16 protein-coding genes are annotated in these 17,317 nt (G+C 68.3%); 10 read left to right on the forward strand and 6 right to left on the reverse strand.

Going from position 1 to position 17,317, the window contains the following annotated elements:
* Window positions 1–63 precede the first annotated feature (63 nt).
* Complete coding sequence (gene kasB, locus FR943_RS17430) at window positions 64–1,317, forward strand: 3-oxoacyl-ACP synthase KasB (protein ID WP_217159432.1); 1,254 nt, start codon at window positions 64–66, stop codon at window positions 1,315–1,317.
* Window positions 1,318–1,349: 32 nt separating this feature from the next.
* Window positions 1,350–2,774, forward strand: a complete 1,425-nt coding sequence (locus FR943_RS17435; protein ID WP_217159434.1) for an acyl-CoA carboxylase subunit beta — start codon at window positions 1,350–1,352, stop codon at window positions 2,772–2,774.
* Between the two features lie 25 nt (window positions 2,775–2,799).
* Here the strand turns inward: FR943_RS17435 and FR943_RS17440 are convergent, their stop codons facing one another.
* The 3 genes from FR943_RS17440 to FR943_RS17450 are packed head-to-tail and all read right to left on the reverse strand — an operon-like array spanning window position 2,800 to window position 6,129.
* Complete coding sequence (locus tag FR943_RS17440) at window positions 2,800–3,924, reverse strand: T6SS phospholipase effector Tle1-like catalytic domain-containing protein (RefSeq protein WP_217159436.1); 1,125 nt, start codon at window positions 3,922–3,924, stop codon at window positions 2,800–2,802.
* 46 nt (window positions 3,925–3,970) lie between these two features.
* On the reverse strand, window positions 3,971–5,536 hold the full coding sequence (locus FR943_RS17445; protein WP_217159438.1) for a glycerol-3-phosphate dehydrogenase/oxidase: 1,566 nt from the start codon (window positions 5,534–5,536) through the stop codon (window positions 3,971–3,973).
* Window positions 5,533–6,129, reverse strand: coding sequence for a TetR/AcrR family transcriptional regulator (locus tag FR943_RS17450; RefSeq protein ID WP_217159439.1), 597 nt, complete (start codon window positions 6,127–6,129; stop codon window positions 5,533–5,535). Before FR943_RS17450 ends, FR943_RS17445 begins: the two co-directional genes overlap by 4 nt.
* Window positions 6,130–6,179: 50 nt before the next feature.
* Here FR943_RS17450 and FR943_RS17455 point away from each other — a divergent pair, with 50 nt between their 5' ends.
* The 4 genes from FR943_RS17455 (at window position 6,180) to FR943_RS17470 (ending at window position 11,577) form a co-directional block, all read left to right on the forward strand.
* Window positions 6,180–7,760 (forward strand): FAD-binding oxidoreductase, encoded by a 1,581-nt coding sequence (locus FR943_RS17455; RefSeq protein ID WP_217159713.1) that lies wholly within the window; start codon window positions 6,180–6,182, stop codon window positions 7,758–7,760.
* A gap of 2 nt (window positions 7,761–7,762) precedes the next feature.
* Window positions 7,763–8,659, forward strand: a complete 897-nt coding sequence (locus FR943_RS17460) for a diacylglycerol kinase (RefSeq protein WP_217159712.1) — start codon at window positions 7,763–7,765, stop codon at window positions 8,657–8,659.
* Window positions 8,660–8,793: 134 nt separating this feature from the next.
* Window positions 8,794–11,046, forward strand: a complete 2,253-nt coding sequence (locus FR943_RS17465) for a glycoside hydrolase family 183 protein (RefSeq protein WP_246585078.1) — start codon at window positions 8,794–8,796, stop codon at window positions 11,044–11,046.
* 3 nt (window positions 11,047–11,049) lie between these two features.
* Window positions 11,050–11,577 (forward strand): hypothetical protein, encoded by a 528-nt coding sequence (locus FR943_RS17470; RefSeq protein ID WP_217159440.1) that lies wholly within the window; start codon window positions 11,050–11,052, stop codon window positions 11,575–11,577.
* Between the two features lie 4 nt (window positions 11,578–11,581).
* Here FR943_RS17470 and FR943_RS17475 read toward each other — a convergent pair whose 3' ends face one another.
* The 3 genes from FR943_RS17475 to FR943_RS17485 form a co-directional block, all read right to left on the reverse strand.
* Window positions 11,582–12,094 (reverse strand): DUF3145 domain-containing protein, encoded by a 513-nt coding sequence (locus FR943_RS17475; protein WP_217159441.1) that lies wholly within the window; start codon window positions 12,092–12,094, stop codon window positions 11,582–11,584.
* A 113-nt stretch (window positions 12,095–12,207) separates the two neighbouring features.
* Window positions 12,208–13,032 (reverse strand): serine hydrolase domain-containing protein, encoded by an 825-nt coding sequence (locus FR943_RS17480; RefSeq protein ID WP_217159442.1) that lies wholly within the window; start codon window positions 13,030–13,032, stop codon window positions 12,208–12,210.
* A 10-nt stretch (window positions 13,033–13,042) separates the two neighbouring features.
* Window positions 13,043–13,927: a chemotaxis protein CheY gene (locus tag FR943_RS17485; protein ID WP_217159443.1), complete on the reverse strand. Its 885-nt coding sequence runs from the start codon at window positions 13,925–13,927 to the stop codon at window positions 13,043–13,045.
* Window positions 13,928–14,029: 102 nt separating this feature from the next.
* On the opposite strand from FR943_RS17485, the gene FR943_RS17490 reads away from it, so the two are divergent.
* The 4 genes from FR943_RS17490 to FR943_RS17505 all read left to right on the forward strand — a co-directional run bounded on the left by FR943_RS17490 (window position 14,030) and on the right by FR943_RS17505 (window position 17,313).
* On the forward strand, window positions 14,030–15,118 hold the full coding sequence (locus FR943_RS17490; protein ID WP_217159444.1) for an S-(hydroxymethyl)mycothiol dehydrogenase: 1,089 nt from the start codon (window positions 14,030–14,032) through the stop codon (window positions 15,116–15,118).
* Window positions 15,115–15,747, forward strand: a complete 633-nt coding sequence (locus FR943_RS17495; RefSeq protein WP_217159446.1) for an MBL fold metallo-hydrolase — start codon at window positions 15,115–15,117, stop codon at window positions 15,745–15,747. Before FR943_RS17490 ends, FR943_RS17495 begins: the two co-directional genes overlap by 4 nt.
* Window positions 15,748–15,875: 128 nt before the next feature.
* Window positions 15,876–17,009: a beta-mannosidase gene (locus tag FR943_RS17500; RefSeq protein ID WP_217159448.1), complete on the forward strand. Its 1,134-nt coding sequence runs from the start codon at window positions 15,876–15,878 to the stop codon at window positions 17,007–17,009.
* Between the two features lie 58 nt (window positions 17,010–17,067).
* Complete coding sequence (locus FR943_RS17505; RefSeq protein ID WP_217159450.1) at window positions 17,068–17,313, forward strand: lipopolysaccharide assembly protein LapA domain-containing protein; 246 nt, start codon at window positions 17,068–17,070, stop codon at window positions 17,311–17,313.
* Window positions 17,314–17,317 lie beyond the last annotated feature (4 nt).

The following is a 17,317-nucleotide window of genomic DNA, read 5'->3' on the forward strand; positions in this document are numbered from 1 at the left end:
GCCTGGCAAATTTGTCCGACAGGTAACGGCGAGGGAAAGCACGGAAGGAAGAACTCCGTAAATATGGCGGGATTGTCCACTGGGAATGGTCTTCCCAATGTGGTTGTCACCGGCGTAGCCATGTCAACGGCGCTGGCAACCGATGCTGAAAGCACCTGGAAGAAGCTGCTCGACGGTCAGAGCGGCATCCGCAAACTCACGGATCCGTTCGTCGAGGAGTACGACCTGCCGGTTCGTATCGGTGGACATCTCCTGGAGGAGTTCGATTCCGAGCTGACCCGAGTCGAACTGCGTCGGCTGTCATATTTGCAGAAGATGGCGACGGTGCTCGGCCGCCGGGTTTGGGCCAACGCCGGCTCCCCGGAGGTCGACGCCCGTCGGCTGATGGTGTCGATGGGCACCGGTCTGGGCTCTACCGAAGAGCTCGTGTTCGCCTACGACGGCATGCGGTCCAAGGGCCTGCGGGCGGTGTCGCCGCTGGTGGTGCAGATGTACATGCCCAACGGTGCGGCGGCCGCCGTCGGACTCGAGCGCCAGGCCAAGGCCGGGGTGTGCACCTCGATCTCGGCCTGCGCGTCGGGTTCGGAAGCCATCGCCAACGCCTGGCGTCAGATCGTGCTCGGCGAGGCCGACATGGCGATCTGCGGCGGGGTCGAGACCAAGATCGAAGCGGTGCCAATTGCCGGCTTCGCGCAGATGCGCATCGTGCTGTCCAACTCCAACGACGATCCCGAAGGTGCCTGCAGGCCCTTCGACAAGGATCGCAACGGATTCGTGTTCGGCGAGGCCGGCGCCCTCATGGTGATCGAGACCGAAGAGCACGCCAAGGCCCGCGGCGCCAACATCTTGGGCCGGCTCATGGGCGCCAGCGTGACCTCGGACGGCTACCACATCGTGGCCCCGGACCCCAACGGCGAGCAGGCCGGTTACGCCATGACCCGCGCCATCCAGCTGGCCGGTCTGCAGCCCAGCGACATCGACCACGTCAACGCACACGCCACCGGCACCAGCGTCGGCGATGTGGCCGAGGGCAAGGCGATCAACAACGCGATGGTGGGCCACAAGCCCGCGGTCTATGCGCCCAAGGCGGCGCTCGGCCATTCGGTGGGAGCGGTCGGGGCGGTGGAGTCCATCCTCACCGTGCTGGCATTGCGTGACGGCATCATCCCCGCCACACGCAACCTGCAGAACCTCGATCCGGAGATCGATCTGGACGTGGTGGCCGGCGAGCCGCGGCAGGGTGATTTCAAGTACGCCATCAACAATTCGTTCGGATTCGGTGGGCACAACGTCGCGCTCGCCTTCGGAAAGTACTGAGACTCCAGAACTTTCCACTAAAGGAGACCTACATGACGATCATGGCCCCCGAGGCTGCCGCCGAATCGCTCGATCCGCGCGACCCGCTGCTGCGTCTGCAGACCTTCTTCGACGACGGCAGCGTCGAACTGCTCCACGAGCGGGACCGGTCCGGCGTGCTGGCCGCGGCGGGCACCGTCAACGGTGTCCGGACGGTGGCGTTCTGCACCGACGGCACCGTGATGGGTGGCGCCATGGGCATCGAGGGCTGTGCGCACATCGTCAATGCGTATGACACCGCCATCGAGGAGCAGAGCCCCATCGTGGGGATCTGGCACTCCGGCGGTGCCCGGCTGGCCGAGGGCGTCAAGGCGCTGCACGCGGTCGGTCTGGTCTTCGAGGCGATGATCCGGGCATCGGGCTACATTCCGCAGATCTCGGTGGTCGTCGGCTTCGCGGCCGGCGGTGCGGCCTACGGACCGGCGCTGACCGACGTGATCATCATGGCCCCGGACAGCAAGGTCTTCGTCACCGGTCCCGACGTGGTGCGCAGCGTGACCGGTGAGGACGTCGACATGGTGTCGCTCGGCGGCCCCGACGCCCACCACAAGAAGTCCGGCGTGTGCCACATCGTCGCCGACGACGAGCTCGACGCCTACGAGCGCGGCCGTCGCCTGGTCGGACTGTTCAGCCAGCAGGGACATTTCGACCGCAGCAAGGCCGAAGCCGGCGATACCGACCTGGCCGCCCTGATGCCCGAATCGGCCCGCCGCGCCTACGACGTGCACCCGATCGTGGAGGCACTGCTCGACGAGGGCGTGCCGTTCGAGGAGTTCCAGGCCAAATGGGCGCCGTCGATCGTCGTGGGCCTGGGCCGGCTGGCCGGCCGCACCGTCGGCGTGATCGCCAACAACCCGCTGCGCCTCGGCGGCTGCCTGAACTCCGAAAGCGCCGAGAAGTCGGCGCGTTTCGTGCGGCTGTGCGACGCGTTCGGCATCCCGCTGGTGGTCGTCGTCGATGTGCCGGGATACCTGCCCGGCGTGGATCAGGAGTGGGGCGGCGTGGTGCGCCGCGGCGCCAAGCTGCTGCACGCCTTCGGTGAGTCCTCGGTCCCCCGCGTCACACTGGTGACCCGCAAGATCTACGGCGGCGCCTACATCGCGATGAACTCGCGGTCGCTCAACGCCACCAAGGTGTTCGCCTGGCCGGACGCCGAGGTCGCCGTGATGGGCGCCAAGGCCGCCGTGGGCATCCTGCACAAGCGCAAGCTGGCCGCCGTCGACGATCCCGCAGAGCGTGACGCTCTGCACGAGGAACTCGCGCTGGAGCACGAGCGCATCGCCGGCGGGGTGGATGCGGCGATCGAGATCGGCGTGGTCGACGAGAAGATCGATCCGGCGCACACCCGCAGCAAGCTGACTCAGGCGCTGGCCGAGGCTCCGCACCGGCGCGGCCGCCACAAGAACATTCCGCTGTAGGTTCTCAGCCGGCTCGAATGGCCAGTTATCGCACGCTTTCAACGAAATGCTGTGCAATAACTGGCCATTCGACGTTCTCAACCCGGTCGGCAGGCCCCCGCCACCATTCCTGGGAGCGCCGCGACGGGTCCACGGTCGAGGCGATGTATTCGTTGCTGCGCTCGGCCGCGCCGCCCACCCGATCGAACGTCCGCAGGTAGCGGTAGATGCCTTTGCGTGAATCCCGGGGCGCCTCAGCCGGATTCACCCTGATGCGGGTATAGGCCTCGATGATCTCGTCGGTCGACACCGGCTCGGGCCCGCGGTATTCCCCGAGCCCGAATGCGCCGTCGACAAACGCCAGGCCGGCGTTGCGGGCCTTCTCCAGCATCCAGCACAACGTGATGTCGCTGAGCCCGCGGTCGGGGTTGCCCCCACCGATGTCGCAGTGCGACCCGGTGAACCAGACCTGTTCGAGTCGCTGCCCCGCCGGACGCGGCTTCGACTGGGACCAGATCGCCGGGACGAACGGTCCGCGCCGTTCGTCGATCGCCAGTGCCTGATACGCCTCGTCGACCTTGGAACTCAGCGCGGTGTTGTGAAACTCGTAGCGGCGGTTGAACCAGGTGGCCAGCCGACCGCCGAACCGTGGAATTCCCAAAGCGCCGACGGTGTCCCAGACGCCGATGAACCGGATCCGGGGTTCGTGGGAGTACATCTTGCGGAACAGCGCCGCCTCCACGCTGCGCGGGTCGGTGTCGGGGTGGTGGTCGCGATAGAGCGCGTAGGCCTGTTCGATCTGAGCGGCATTCTCTTGGCGCAGCACGCCCGAGTTGCGGATCAACCCCGCCGTGCTGCGCGCGGTGAAGGCCCCGCGACTGAACCCGAAGAAGAACAGTTCGTCGCCGGGTTGGTAGTTGTGTACGACAAACCGGTAGGTGTCGCGCACATCCAGGAACAGCCCGGCGCCGAACGCCCCGCCGCGCAACCGGCCGGACCGGCCGGTGCCCACGCCACGGTGATAGAACAACCGCTGCGGCATGCCGTCGTCGCCGGTCGGGGCCAACCCCAGCGCCAGCTTGGCGACGTTCGTCGGCGTCGGCTTGCCGTCGGTTCTCTGGTCAGGGGTGTTCCAGGTGCCGTCGCAGCACACCACCAGTCGCTTCGCCATGCTGGTCAGTGTGCGCGGCCCGGTCCGCCGGGCCATGCGTAGTCGACTACTCGACTTCCCCGAACTCGGCGATCATCTCCTCGGCGGTCTGCGCGGCGCGGTCACGATCGGCGGCCACCAGCCCGATGCGGGTGCGCCGGTCGAGAATGTCCTCGGCGCACAGCGCCCCCTCGTGGGTGACGGCATGCTCGAATTCGGCCCGAATGACGTCGATGCCCTCGGCGACGGGCGCGGTCGGGCGGGCGCACCGGGCGCGGGCGATCACGTTGGGCGCCTCGGCGCCGTACCGGGCCACCAGCGAGGGCGGCAGCGGCTGGTCGGATCGCAGGGCGGAAACCGGATTGTCCGGGGCGCCGACGAGCGGCAGGCTGGCGGTGCGGCACCCCGTGGCACGGAGTCCACGGCCGGCCAGCGCGCGGTCCAGAACGTCCTGGGCCATGTACCGGTATTCGGTGAGCTTCCCGCCGATGATGCTGATGACGCCGTTGGCCGACTCCACGACCGCGTGCTCACGCGATACGTCGGCGGTGCTGCCAGGTCCCCTGCCGTCGGTGGCACCGGTCTCGATCAACGGACGCAGCCCGGCATAACTGCCACGGACGTCGGCGGTGCTCAGAGCGATGGCCAAGGCGGTGTTCACGGTATCCAGCAGGAAGTTGATCTCGCCCGGAGTCGGTTGTGGCACATCGGGAATCGGGCCGGGTGCGTCCTCGTCGGTCAGGCCCAAGTAGACCCGGCCCAACTGTTCGGGCATGGCGAAGACGAAGCGGTTCAACTCCCCCGGTATCGGGATGGTCAGTGCCGCAGTGGGATTGCCGAAGGCGGCGGCATCGAACACCAGGTGTGTGCCGCGGCTGGGCCGCAGCCTGATCGCCGGGTCCAACTCACCGGCCCACACCCCCGCGGCATTGATCACCACCTGCGCGGTGACGGCGAAAGAGTCCCCGGTGAGTTCGTCGGTGAGCAGCACCGAGGAGGCCGCCGCCGCGCTGGCCGAGACCCGGGTCAGGATGCGGGCTCCGTGCTGCGCGGCGGTGCGGGCCACCGCGGTGACCAGCCGGGCGTCGTCGATGAGTTGGCCGTCGTAGGCCAGGTATGCACCGTCGAGGCCGTCGGTGCGCACCGTGGGCGCAAGTTCGACGGCGTGCTTGGCGTCGACGCGACGTGAGCGTGGCAGGACCGACGCGCTGGTGCCGGCGAGACGGCGCAGTCCGTCGCCGGCCACGAACCCGGTCCGCACCAGGGCCCGCGACGCACGCCCCATGGCGGGCAGCAACGGCACAAGTTGCGGCATGGCGTTGACGAGATGGGGTGCGTTGCGGGTCATCAGGATTCCACGCTCGATGGCGCTGCGCCGGGCGATCCCGATGTTGCCGGTGGCCAGGTAGCGCAGCCCGCCGTGGACCAGCTTCGAGCTCCACCGGCTGGTACCGAAGGCCAGATCATGCCGTTCCACCAGCGCCACGCTGAGGCCGCGGCTGGCGGCGTCCAGCGCGATCCCGGCGCCGGTGATGCCGCCGCCGATGACGATCACGTCGAGCCCGCCGCTGTCGGCGACTTCGGCGAGTTCGGTCGCGCGCCGCGTGCGGTTGAGCGCCGTGGGGCCGATCATGGGGCCAGGTATCCGTTGAGCGCATGGGCGAGTTCGGTCGCCAATGCTTCGGAATCGAGGATGGACTCGACCATCTGCGCGGACTGGATCGCCGACTGGGTGATGAGCAGACACATGGTGGCCAGCTGGCGTGGGTCGCCCGCCCGAACCCGGTCGTCCACTGAAACATCCTGTGCCAGCTTGAGTTGGCCGGCCAGTGCGTCGATGAGGATCTGCTGGCTGGTGCCCAGCCGCTCGGCGATGTAGACCATCGCCAGTTCCGGCGCGGTGTGCAGCACCGCCATGATCACCTCGTCCTGACGCAGTCGGCCGGCCGCTGTGACGATGCGGTCCACCAGCGTCACACGGCCCGTGCCGCGGCTCTCGATGGTGTCGAGTACGCCCACGATCCGGGCGGTGAGCAACGCGGCGAGGATCGTCGGGGTGTCGGGGAAGCGCCGGTACACCGTGGGACGGCTGACACCGGCCCGACGGGCGATCTCGGCCAGCGTCACCCGGTCCACGCCGAACGCCAGCACGCAGCTGGCGGCTGCGTCCAGGATCCGGTCGGCGACCGGTTCGCCGGCCTCATCATCGTTACCGATTGACACCATATGTAATACTGTAACGCATGATGCAGCCCGCCGAACAGTACCTGCCTCCGATGACGTGGGATGCCTGGGGTGATCCGCAGGCGGCCAAGCCGCTGTCCGACGGCATCCGGACACTGCTGCAGCAGGCGCTCGGCATCGAGGCCGCGCCCACCCCGCCGCTACCGGCGGAGCAGGTTCAGCTGCGGCCATCGGCACTGTCGGCGCAGGACCGGGAGGCACTGTCGGCCATCGTCGGCCCGCAGCACTGCGGCATCGACACCATGTCGCGACTGCTGCACGCCGGCGGAAAATCCACCTTGGACCTGTTGCGCCGCAAGGATTCCGGACCCCAGGACGCATCCGACGCGGTGCTGTTGCCCGGGTCCGAGAGCGAGGTCGCCGCAATCCTGCGCTATTGCACCGAGCGCCGGATCGCAGTGGTGCCCTTCGGCGGTGGAACGAGCGTGGTGGGCGGACTCGACCCGCTGCGCGACGGTTTCGCCGCCGTCGTCACCCTTGATCTACGCCGTTTCGACGCGCTGCACATGCTCGACGAGGTGGCCGGTGAGGCCGAGTTCGGCGCCGGGGTCACCGGGCCGCAAGCTGAGGAACTGCTTGGCGCGCAGGGCTTCTCGCTCGGCCACTTCCCGCAGAGCTTCCAGTTCGCCACCATCGGCGGGTTCGCCGCCACCCGCTCCTCGGGCCAGGATTCCGCCGGGTACGGGCGGTTCGACGACATGGTCCGCGGCCTGCGCGCCGTCACGCCCGCGGGGGTGCTGGACCTCGGCCGGGCCCCGGCCTCGGCGGCCGGGCCGGACCTGCGCCAGCTGCTGCTGGGGTCGGAGGGGGTTTTCGGGGTCATCACCCGGGTCCGGGTCCGGGTACACCCAATTCCCGCGACCACCCGCTACGAGGCCTGGTCTTTCCCCGATTTCGCCACCGGCGCGCAGGCGCTGCGCGCCGTCACCCAGACCGGCACCGGGCCGACGGTGATCCGGCTGTCCGACGAGGCCGAGACCGGGGTGAACCTGGCCACCACAGAGAGCATCGGCGAACAGAGCCTCACCGGCGGTTGCCTGGCCATCACTTTGTTCGAGGGCACCCCCGCGCACGCCGAGAGCCGGCACGCAGAGACCCGCGCCGTGCTCGAACAGCATGGCGGCGCCTCACTCGGTGAAGCCCCGGCCCGCGCCTGGGAGCAGGGCCGATTCGGCGCGCCCTACCTGCGCGATGCGCTCCTGGCGGCCGGGGCCCTCTGCGAAACCCTGGAGACCGCGACCACCTGGTCCAACCTGCTGGCACTCAAAGCGGCCGTCACCGAAGCGCTGACCACGTCACTGACCGAATCGGGCACACCCGCCCTCGTGATGTGCCACATTTCGCATGTGTACCCCACCGGCGCCTCGCTGTACTTCACGGTGGTGGCGGCCCAGCGTGGCAACCCGATCGACCAGTGGCGCACGGCCAAGGCCGCCGCATCCGAAGCCATGGTGCACACCGGTGGCACCATCACCCACCACCATGCCGTCGGCGCGGACCATCGACCGTGGATGCGCGACGAGATCGGCGATTTGGGGGTCGAGGTGCTGCGCGCGGTCAAGGCCACCCTCGACCCGGCCGGAATCCTCAACCCAGGCAAGCTGATTCCGTGACCATCTCGCGTGTCACCGTCCTGACCAACCCGCTGTCCGGACACGGCAATGCACCGCACGCGGCCGAGCGGGCCGTGGCCCAGTTCCAGCGCCGCGGCGTGGATGTCTGCGAGCTCGTGGGAACCGACGCCGCGCATGCCCGCAGGCTCGTCGACGACGCGCTCGAGGCCGGCACCGATGCCCTGGTGGTGGTCGGCGGCGACGGGGTGATCTCGCTGGCGCTGCAATCCCTGGCCCGCGGCGATGTCCCGCTGGGCATCATCCCGGCCGGCACCGGCAACGATCATGCCCGCGAATACCGGTTGCCGACAGGCGATCCCGAGGCCGCCGCCGATGTGGTGGTCACCGGCCATACCGAGACCGTCGATCTGGGGCGCATTGAGGACACGGCGGGCGCCGTCAAGTGGTTCGGCACCGTGATGGCCGCCGGGTTCGATTCGCTGGTCAGCGACCGGACCAACCGGATGCGCTGGCCGCACGGCCGGATGCGCTACAACCTCGCGATGATCGCCGAGATCTCGAAACTGCGGTTGCTCCCGTTCCGGCTGACCTTCGACGACAGCCCGGAAATGCAAACGGATCTCACCCTGGCCGCGTTCGGCAACACCCGCAGCTACGGCGGCGGCATGCTGATCTGTCCTGGGGCCGACCATGCGGACGGTCTGCTCGACGTCACCATGATCACCTCGGCATCGCGCACCCGTTTGGTCCGGCTCTTCCCCACCGTTTTCAAGGGCACCCACGTCGATCTCGACGAGGTGTCGACCCGGCGTGCCAGGACTGTCCACGTCGAATGCCCGGGCATCAACGCCTACGCCGACGGAGATTTCGCGGCGGCCCTGCCGGTGACGGTGTCGGCGGTGCCGGATTCCCTCTCGATCCTGGTACCGCAAGGCTGATCCTCGAGGTCACCACGAGGTCGACCCTGCCCAGTTCAGAGCGGTTTTCGACGATTCGGCGTGTTTGCCCGACACAGCGCGCAGGGCGCGGTACGTTTCCAACGGGCCGGGGTTGGATCGACACACGGAGCGTCATGGAGTCAACCAAGTACATCGGTCGCGTCGGCGCTCTGGCCGTGGCGCTCGGCATCGGGTCCGCGTTGACCTCCGGAACCGGCATCGCATGGGCCGACGAGACCGGCGGCAACTCCGCCAAGACCACGAGCAGCAGCAACGAGAAGTCCGGCACCGCCTCGGGTGGCAGCACCGCCAACCCCGGAACGCGCGTCAAGGCACCGAACCGCAAAGGCGCGCTGTCGAAGATCGCCGACCGCGTGCGCGACGATGTCGAAGCCGGGCTCGACAACCTCGAACGCGGCGTGAAGCGGACGCAGAGCCGAGGCGACTCGTCACGTGGCGCCCTCGGCGACAACGCCACCGGGACGACGCGGACGCGCCCGTCCACCCGCACCGGACGGTCGGACTTCACCCGCGCCGCGGGAGCCCACCAGTCGCCCCAGGCGATCAAAGCCAACCGGTCGCCTCGGCCGACCAACGAAACCGGCGGCGCCGCACCGGCCATCACCCACCCGCAGCACACCGACACCGTCGTCGGCAAGCTCACCCAAGCCCCCGCGGACGGTGTCGAACCCCGTCACGACGTGATCACCCCGGTGCTTCCCCGGGTCACCGCCGTCGAGGCCCCGGCTGTCGCGCAGCGCGACCGCCTCGAGCCCGCCACCGAGGCCGTCACCTCCGCGCCCGCCATCACCGCCCCGACGGTGGTGTCGGCCCTGTTGAGTATCACCGGGTTGTCGGCGTTCGGCGCGGGAACCACCCCGGTGGCACCGGCACAGTCCCCGGCGTTGTGGGCCATGATGGCGTGGACCCGAAGGGAATTCGCACGGTCGGTCAATCCGCTCGGCGCCCGCGTGCTGTCGGCCAACGATGCCGCGTCGGTGGTGGCCGAGCAGGAAATCCAGCCGATGGCCGCGGTCAGCCCGACGTTCGCGGTGCAAACCGACGATCTGACCCCGAAGCCTGCCGTCCCCCCGTCACTGACCGCACACACCACCGCACTGGACTGGGTCACCGGCCAGGGCCCCACCGGCCACTGGTATGTCGCCGGCACGGATCTCGGCATCATGTGGAACAGCGGGTACACCGACGACAACGGCACGCCGATCATCTACACGTTGTTCGGCGACACCTACAGCGGACCGAACATGACCGGAGACTGGCGCAACAACGTGCTGTTCCGCACCAGCGATACCGACATGTCCAACGGCCTGCAATTCAGCGATGCCCTGATCCATGCCGGCGCGCAGCCCGGCATCCCCGGGACGCCGACGTGGTACGGCACCGGCGGGCCCGCGGCGGGGGCGGCGCAGATCATCTACGACCCGGGTTACGACGGGCTGTTCGGCAGCACCTACACGATGATCCCGACCTCGGCGATCGCGATTGAACACGCCGGCGACGAGGGCGGTTACCGGCAGTACGCCACCGTGATGTCGGTGCGCACCTGGGACAACCCGGGCAGTTGGACCACCAACTACTCGGGCATCGCCTACTCCGACGACGGCGGCAAGACCTGGCAGGTGGACCCGGACACCGTGCGGGCCTCGGGCTGGTTGCGGGCCAGCGCGTCGTATGTGCCCGGCGACGAGCATTTCCAGCAGAACGCGCTGGTGATGTCGGACGACCCCGCCGACCCGTACGTCTACGTGTACGGAACCCCCTCGGGCCGGCAAGGTTCGGCGTATGTGGCCCGGGTCGAGAAGGACAAGATCACCGATCTCGACGCCTACCAGTACTTCGCGGGCGAGGACGCCGCCGGCGCCGGGCAGTGGGTGACCGGCGATCCGTCGGCCGCGGTGCCGGTATTCGGTTCCAGCAGCACCGATTTCCTGCCGCAGTTCTACAAGGTGCTCGACACCTTCACGTTCGGGTTGTTCACCAAGATCGCCAACGGCATCTGGGTCGGCGGGCTGCCCACCAACGGCAACGTCAGCGAGATGTCGGTGCAGTACAACGAATACCTCGGCAAGTACGTGGTGCTCTACACCGACGGCGGCAACAACGTGGTGATGCGGGTGTCGGATTCGCCCCAGGGCCAGTGGTCGGACACCACGACGCTGGTGGCCAACAACCTGATCACCAACACCGGCATGTACGCGCCGATGGTGCACCCGATGTCGGGCACCGACTACTTCGACACCGTCGACGAGGACGGCAACGTGGTCGACAACTCGCAGTACCTGTACTACAACCTGTCCTACTGGGGCGACTACAACGTCCGGTTGATGCAGACCGACCTGGAATCCATGAAGACGATCTCGGTCTGAGCCATGGCCGGGATACGCGTATTGGGAGCGGCGGCCTGCGCCGTGGCCGCCGCACTCACCTCGAGCGGGTGCGCGCACGCCGATCCCGAACCGCCGGTGCCGCCGGGACCCCCGGAAACCGCGGCGCCGCAGCCGGACTCGTCGTGTGCGGAAGGTATTGCCGGGGCGCTGAGTCCGGCCGACCCCGCAGAACTCGGCAACGACCGGCGCCTGCTGCGCTGCGACGGCGGCGCCTGGCAGTCCTTCGGTGGCCCCTATCCCTCGTCGGACCGCTGGCTGACCACCGGGCCCGAGCTGATCCTGCACGGACAGGGGCGGCGCAATCCGGAAGCCAAGGCGGGTACCTGGTCGGGTCTCCCGCAGACCACCCAAGCACGGTGTCGCGCTGAGGTTGTCGACGTCCTGGGCGCCGGGAAGACGTCGGAGCCCGAGACGTTCGACGGCGCACCGGGGCAGTCGCTGACCTTTGCGGTCAGCGACCACATGTTCACGGCAAAGCTCAGCGGCTACTGCCTGTGGCAGCGCGGCTGATCGGCTATCCGACTCCTCGATTCAGCCAGGACACTTCACCGCCGTCTCCGCCGTTGCGGTAGGGCTCGAGAGATTCGTCCCACGCGGTGCCCAGCACGGTGTCGAGTTCGGCGGCCAGCATGTCGGCGCCGCCGGCCATCAGCGTGCGCAGTCGCATCTCGCCGACCATCACGTCGCCGTTGGCGCTCATCGCGCCGCTCCACAGACCGAGCTGCGGGGTGTGGCACCAACGGTGCCCGTCCACTCCGGCGCTAGGGTCCTCGGTGACCTCGAACCGCAGCACCGACCAGGAGCGCAGGGCATTGGCCAACTGCGCCCCGGTGCCGACGGGACCGACCCAGTTGGTCACCGCACGCAACTGGCCGGGCATGGCCGGTTGCGGGGTCCACTTCAGGTTCGCCCGCGCCGACAGGGTCGACGACAACGCCCACTCGACATGCGGGCATACCGCCGCGGGTGAGGCGTGGACATAGACCACGCCTGTCGCCGCGTCGGCGAACTGGTTCGACGCACGCATCTGCTACTCCTTCGGATACGAGGGACGTCTTCCCCAACGGCCTGGTATTCCGATCGAGCATGCAGTTGTGTGTGCCGCGCGTGTCTATTGTGCCCCGTGAGGCTGGTGTTGCGCTAGTCTGTGCCGTTTTCTCTCAGCACTCCATCAGATATGGCCGGCCACAGCGGGTAGGTCCAGTCCCCGAAATCGCGGTCGGTGAGCACCACCAATGCCAGGTCAGCGGCCGGATCGACCCACAAAAACGTGCCCGACTGCCCGAAATGCCCGAACGTGCGGGGCGAGTTTGCCGCGCCGGTCCAGTGCGGGGATTTGCCATCCCGGAGTTCGAAGCCCAGGCCCCAGTCGTTGGGCCGCTGCACCCCGAAACCGGGCAACACCCCGTCCAGCCCCGGAAATTGCACTGTCACCGCCTCGGTGTGCAGCTGGTCGGACACCAGCGCTGGACGCAACAGCTCACCGGCAAAGGCCGCCAGATCGGCAACAGTGGACACCGCGCCGAACCCGGCCACCTGCGCCCCGCCGGAGAGCGTGGAGGCCGACATCGACAGCGGCTCGAACACCGCCTGCGTGAGATAGCTGCCGAACTCGATGCCGGCGGCCTCCTCGACGGCACGGGCCGCCAGCTCGAACCCGAAGTTGGAATAGATGCGGCGCTGCCCCGGACGGGCCAGCACGTCGGCCGACTGCATCGACACGCCGGACGCATGTGCGAGCAGGTGTCGGATGGTCGAACCGGGCGGACCGCCCGGGGTACCGAGGTCGACCGCACCCTCCTCGATCGCGATCTGGACGGCCCGGGCCACGAGCGGCTTGGTCACCGAAGCCAGTGCAAAAGGCTTGGCGGTGTCGCCGTGGCTCGCCAGCACGCCGGACGGTCCGACCACTGCTGCCGCGGCCGAATCCACCGGCCAGGTATCGATCACGTCGAGCGCGCCCATGGCGGGCAATCTATCGGGCCCGCCCCAGACTCCGGGCCAGCAGATCCTCGATCAGGCTCGCCGCGCTCGCATCGACATCGGCGACCAGGCGACGCAGACCGACGACCTGCCGCAGCACATCGCCGGGCTCGCTGTCGGCGACCGCCCAGAGCCGGTAGACATCGCAGACGGCGCGGTATGCCGATGGCCCCGATTCGGGTTCGGTGTCCTCACACCACTGCCACATCGACTGGGTCCACGCCCGCAACCGGCCGTCGTCGCCGCGGCGGTGCGCCAGGGTCAGCGCGCGCCGGTACACATCGGCGGCCCACTCCAACGGCACCCGCTCGTCGAGCACCGGCAGCAGTACCTCATCCAGGGCCCGGGTTCCGGCAGCATCGCCGGCAGCCAGGGCCGCGATACCGTCGAGCGCGCGTGCCAGTGTGACCAGGGCGGCATCGTCGAGGCGCTGGGCGGTCGCGGCCAATTGCCGTGTCGCCGCAGCGGATTGTGCGTGATCGCCGGCGTCGGCCGCCGTCACGGCGAGCAGGTACGCCAGATACCCGTGCGCGGCGGCCTGCGGAACACCGTCGAGCAGCGTGCCGGCTCGTTGCGCCCAACTTCCGGCCAACCCGATGTGGCCGCGGGCCAGCCAGGCCAGCCCCAGTTCGGCGGCCTTCATCGCGGCCTGGACCGGGTCGGTGCGCAGCAGCCGGGCGTGCACCTGCTCATTGATCCGGACCGCTTCGCGGCCATGGCCCTGACGCCACGCGGCGGTTGCGTACACGGCCAGGTCGTCGGTACCGAGCGGTTGCACGCCCTGGACGCGACTGAAGGTTTCGTAGCTGGTACGCCAGTCATTGCGCCGGTACGCCGAGCGCGCGACCACCAGCAGTTGGCTTCGATCGTCGACCACAACCCACGGTATCCCGGGCGCGCTCGACACGGCCCGCGATTCGGCCGACACCAACTGCCCCCACTAATTGGACACCTGTCCGGTTTGCATTAAGTTAGAGGCATGAGTCAGACGGTGCGCGGTGTGATTTCTCGGTCCAAAGGCCAGCCGGTGGAGTTGGTCGACATTGTGATTCCCGACCCGGGTCCCGGTGAGGTGGTCGTCGACATCATCGCCTGCGGGGTGTGCCACACCGACCTCACCTACCGCGAGGGCGGCATCAACGACGAATACCCGTTCCTGCTCGGCCACGAGGCCGCCGGCACGGTCGAGGCGGTCGGCGACGGGGTGACCCACGTCGAGCCCGGGGATTTCGTGATCCTCAACTGGCGCGCGGTGTGCGGAGAATGCCGGGCCTGCAAGCGGGGCCGCCCGCACCTGTGCTTCGACACCTTCAACGCCACCCAGAAGATGACGCTGACCGACGGCACCGAACTCACCCCGGCGCTGGGCATCGGGGCGTTCGCCGACAAGACCCTGGTGCACGAAGGCCAGTGCACCAAAGTGGATTCCGAAGCCGACCCGGCCGTGGCCGGGCTGCTGGGCTGTGGCGTGATGGCCGGTATCGGCGCGGCCATCAACACCGGCGCGGTGACCCGCGACGACACGGTGGCCGTGATCGGCTGCGGCGGTGTGGGTGATGCCGCGATCGCCGGGGCCGCACTTGTCGGCGCCAAGAAGATCATCGCCGTGGACACCGACAACAAGAAGCTCGACTGGGCCCGCGATTTCGGCGCCACCCACACCATCAACGCCCGCGAACTCGACGCCGTCCAGACCATTCAGGACCTGACCGACGGGTTCGGCGCCGACGTGGTGATCGACGCCGTCGGCCGCCCCGAAACCTGGAAGCAGGCCTTCTACGCGCGCGATCTGGCCGGCACCGTGGTGCTGGTCGGCGTCCCCACCCCGGACATGACGCTCGAGATGCCGCTAGTCGACTTCTTCTCCCGCGGTGGTGCTTTGAAATCCTCCTGGTACGGCGACTGCCTGCCCGAGCGCGACTTCCCCACGTTGATCAGCCTGTACCTGCAGGGACGGTTGCCGCTGGAGAAGTTCGTCTCCGAGCGCATCGGTCTGGATGCCATCGAAGAGGCATTCCACAAGATGCATTCCGGTGAGGTGCTGCGGTCCGTGGTGGTGCTGAAGTGAGCAAGCAACCCGGTATCCAACGTCTCGTCACGAGTGGGAAATTCGAGCTCGACGGCGGCAGCTGGGACGTCGACAACAACATCTGGATCGTCGGGGACGATTCCGAGGTCATCGTGATCGACGCCGCCCACGACGCCAAGGCCATCGAGGACGCCGTCGCCGGGCGACACGTCGTCGCGGTCATCTGCACCCACGGCCACAACGACCACATCACCGTGGCCCCGCAACTGTCGGCCGATCTGGACGCTCCGGTGCTGCTGAACCCCGCCGACGACATGCTGTGGCAGATGACCCACGGCGACAAGCCTTTCCGTCACATCGAAGACGGTCAGGTGTTCACCGCCGGCGGGATCGAACTGCACGCCATCGCCACCCCGGGCCACTCCCCTGGCTCGACCTGCTTGTACGCGCCGGCGCTGGGCGCGGTGTTCTCCGGTGACACCCTGTTCCAGGGCGGTCCCGGCGCCACCGGCCGGTCCTTCTCCGATTTCCCGACCATCCTCGGGTCGATCAAGGACAAACTCGGCAAACTGCCGCCAGACACCGTGGTCTACACCGGCCACGGTGACACCACCCGGATCGGCGACGAGTTGGTGCATTACGACGACTGGGTGGCCCGCGGCCACTGACACCGCCTCACCTAGCACCGCGAGCGTGCGTGCCTGCTCCCCGGCACGCCGTGCTTCGGCAGCATTCTGCGCACGTTCGTCCCGGCCGTTGGCGCCTACGGCGACGACCGAATGGCTAGCCTGGGGCAATGGGCGGTCGGGCAGTTCGCACCGCGGCGCTGCTGTGCGTGGCGGTATTGATCGCCGCGTGCTCCCCACCCCCACCGGTGCCGGCACCGGCCACCGCGACTGCCGCACCGACCGAGCGGGCCCCGGCGCCGCAGCTCGGTGTCTCGGGAACGTCACTCACACTCGACGGCAAACCGTGGTGGCCGATCGGCATCAATGCCTACCAACTGGGCACGGACTGGGACATCAACACCGGTTGCGGCGCCCAGGTCGATCCGGAGCAGTTCTTCAGCCTGCTGCCGCCGCGATCGCTCATTCGGGTCAATGTCAATTCGACCTTGGCCGTGAACAAGTCGACGGGTGCCCTGGACTTCGCGGCCATCGACGCGGTGTTCGATGCCGCGGCCAGACACGATCAGTTGCTGATCGCTGTTCTCACCACAAACGAAGGCGGTTGTGAGAACGAACATTTCAAGGACCATGCGTGGTTCTCCGGCGGCTGGCGCACCGATCGGTCGCACGGGCACCCGATGACATACGCCGATTGGCTGGATACCGCCGTCACGCGGTGGGCCGACTCGCCGGCGCTGGCAGGCTGGTCTGCGGTGGGAGAACCGGAGCCGTCCAACTGTGGGGTGGAGAACTGTGATTGGCCCAGCCGCCAGTGCTATTCGGACTCGGCGGCCGTGTTGCGGGCATTCTTCGATGCGACGGGCGCCCGGATCCGCGCACTCGATCCGGGGGCGGTGATCTTCAGTGGACACGCCGGCGGCGGTCAATGCGGGTCGGCAGGCGACGATTTTGAGACCGTCGGCGCGTCCCCCGGTATCGACGTTCTCGAATACCACTACTACGTGGGCACCGACACCTTGCCCGGCGACAGCTCCTTCGGTCTGCAACGACGTCTCGGTCAGGCACGTGCCCTGGGTAAGCCGTTGCTGGTGGCCGAGCTCGGTATGAAGGCCGGATCCTGCGTCTCACTGGCGCAACGTCGACGTGTCCTGGGTGAATTGATCGGCCAGATGCGGGGCGATGGCGCGGCCGGGGCGATGTTCTGGGCGTTTGTCCCGGATCCGCGACCGGCCGAGTGCACCCTCGACATCGGCCCCACCGATCCACTGTTCTCGATGGTCGGTAAGGATCTACGAGGCTAGGGCCGTGGCGGGGCCGAAGTGTTTCCCAACCCCCCGCGCGGCGGGTTACCGTCGGGATATGCCTCGCGACGAGACCGACGCCACCGAATCGGCCGCACCGGCGCGGCGATTGGCGCTGCGCTACTGGGTCGCCTTGATCCTGGCCGCCTTGGCCGCGATGTTCGTCGCGCAGAACCGGGATCGGGTCAGCATCCATGTGTTGTGGGTGAGCGTCGAGTCGCCGATGTGGTTCATCTTGGTCATCATCTTCGTCATGGGTCTTCTCATCGGCTTGCTGCTGCGCCGGCGGCGACGGCGAACGTAGCCAT

The organism is [Mycobacterium] fortunisiensis (genome assembly GCF_019050325.1).
In the GTDB taxonomy this organism is placed as follows: Bacteria; Actinomycetota; Actinomycetes; order Mycobacteriales; family Mycobacteriaceae; genus Mycobacterium; species Mycobacterium fortunisiensis.

Excerpts from the sequence above, each read along its gene's own strand:
- kasB (WP_217159432.1), top strand. The coding sequence starts at position 64 with ATGGCGGGATTGTCCACTGGGAATGGTCTTCCCAATGTGGTTGTCACC.
- FR943_RS17435 (WP_217159434.1), top strand. The coding sequence starts at position 1,350 with ATGACGATCATGGCCCCCGAGGCTGCCGCCGAATCGCTCGATCCGCGC.
- FR943_RS17440 (WP_217159436.1), bottom strand. The coding sequence starts at position 3,924 with ATGGCGAAGCGACTGGTGGTGTGCTGCGACGGCACCTGGAACACCCCT.
- FR943_RS17445 (WP_217159438.1), bottom strand. The coding sequence starts at position 5,536 with ATGATCGGCCCCACGGCGCTCAACCGCACGCGGCGCGCGACCGAACTC.
- FR943_RS17450 (WP_217159439.1), bottom strand. The coding sequence starts at position 6,129 with ATGGTGTCAATCGGTAACGATGATGAGGCCGGCGAACCGGTCGCCGAC.
- FR943_RS17455 (WP_217159713.1), top strand. The coding sequence starts at position 6,180 with ATGACGTGGGATGCCTGGGGTGATCCGCAGGCGGCCAAGCCGCTGTCC.
- FR943_RS17465 (WP_246585078.1), top strand. The coding sequence starts at position 8,794 with ATGGAGTCAACCAAGTACATCGGTCGCGTCGGCGCTCTGGCCGTGGCG.
- FR943_RS17470 (WP_217159440.1), top strand. The coding sequence starts at position 11,050 with ATGGCCGGGATACGCGTATTGGGAGCGGCGGCCTGCGCCGTGGCCGCC.
- FR943_RS17475 (WP_217159441.1), bottom strand. The coding sequence starts at position 12,094 with ATGCGTGCGTCGAACCAGTTCGCCGACGCGGCGACAGGCGTGGTCTAT.
- FR943_RS17480 (WP_217159442.1), bottom strand. The coding sequence starts at position 13,032 with ATGGGCGCGCTCGACGTGATCGATACCTGGCCGGTGGATTCGGCCGCG.
- FR943_RS17490 (WP_217159444.1), top strand. The coding sequence starts at position 14,030 with ATGAGTCAGACGGTGCGCGGTGTGATTTCTCGGTCCAAAGGCCAGCCG.
- FR943_RS17500 (WP_217159448.1), top strand. The coding sequence starts at position 15,876 with ATGGGCGGTCGGGCAGTTCGCACCGCGGCGCTGCTGTGCGTGGCGGTA.
- FR943_RS17505 (WP_217159450.1), top strand. The coding sequence starts at position 17,068 with ATGCCTCGCGACGAGACCGACGCCACCGAATCGGCCGCACCGGCGCGG.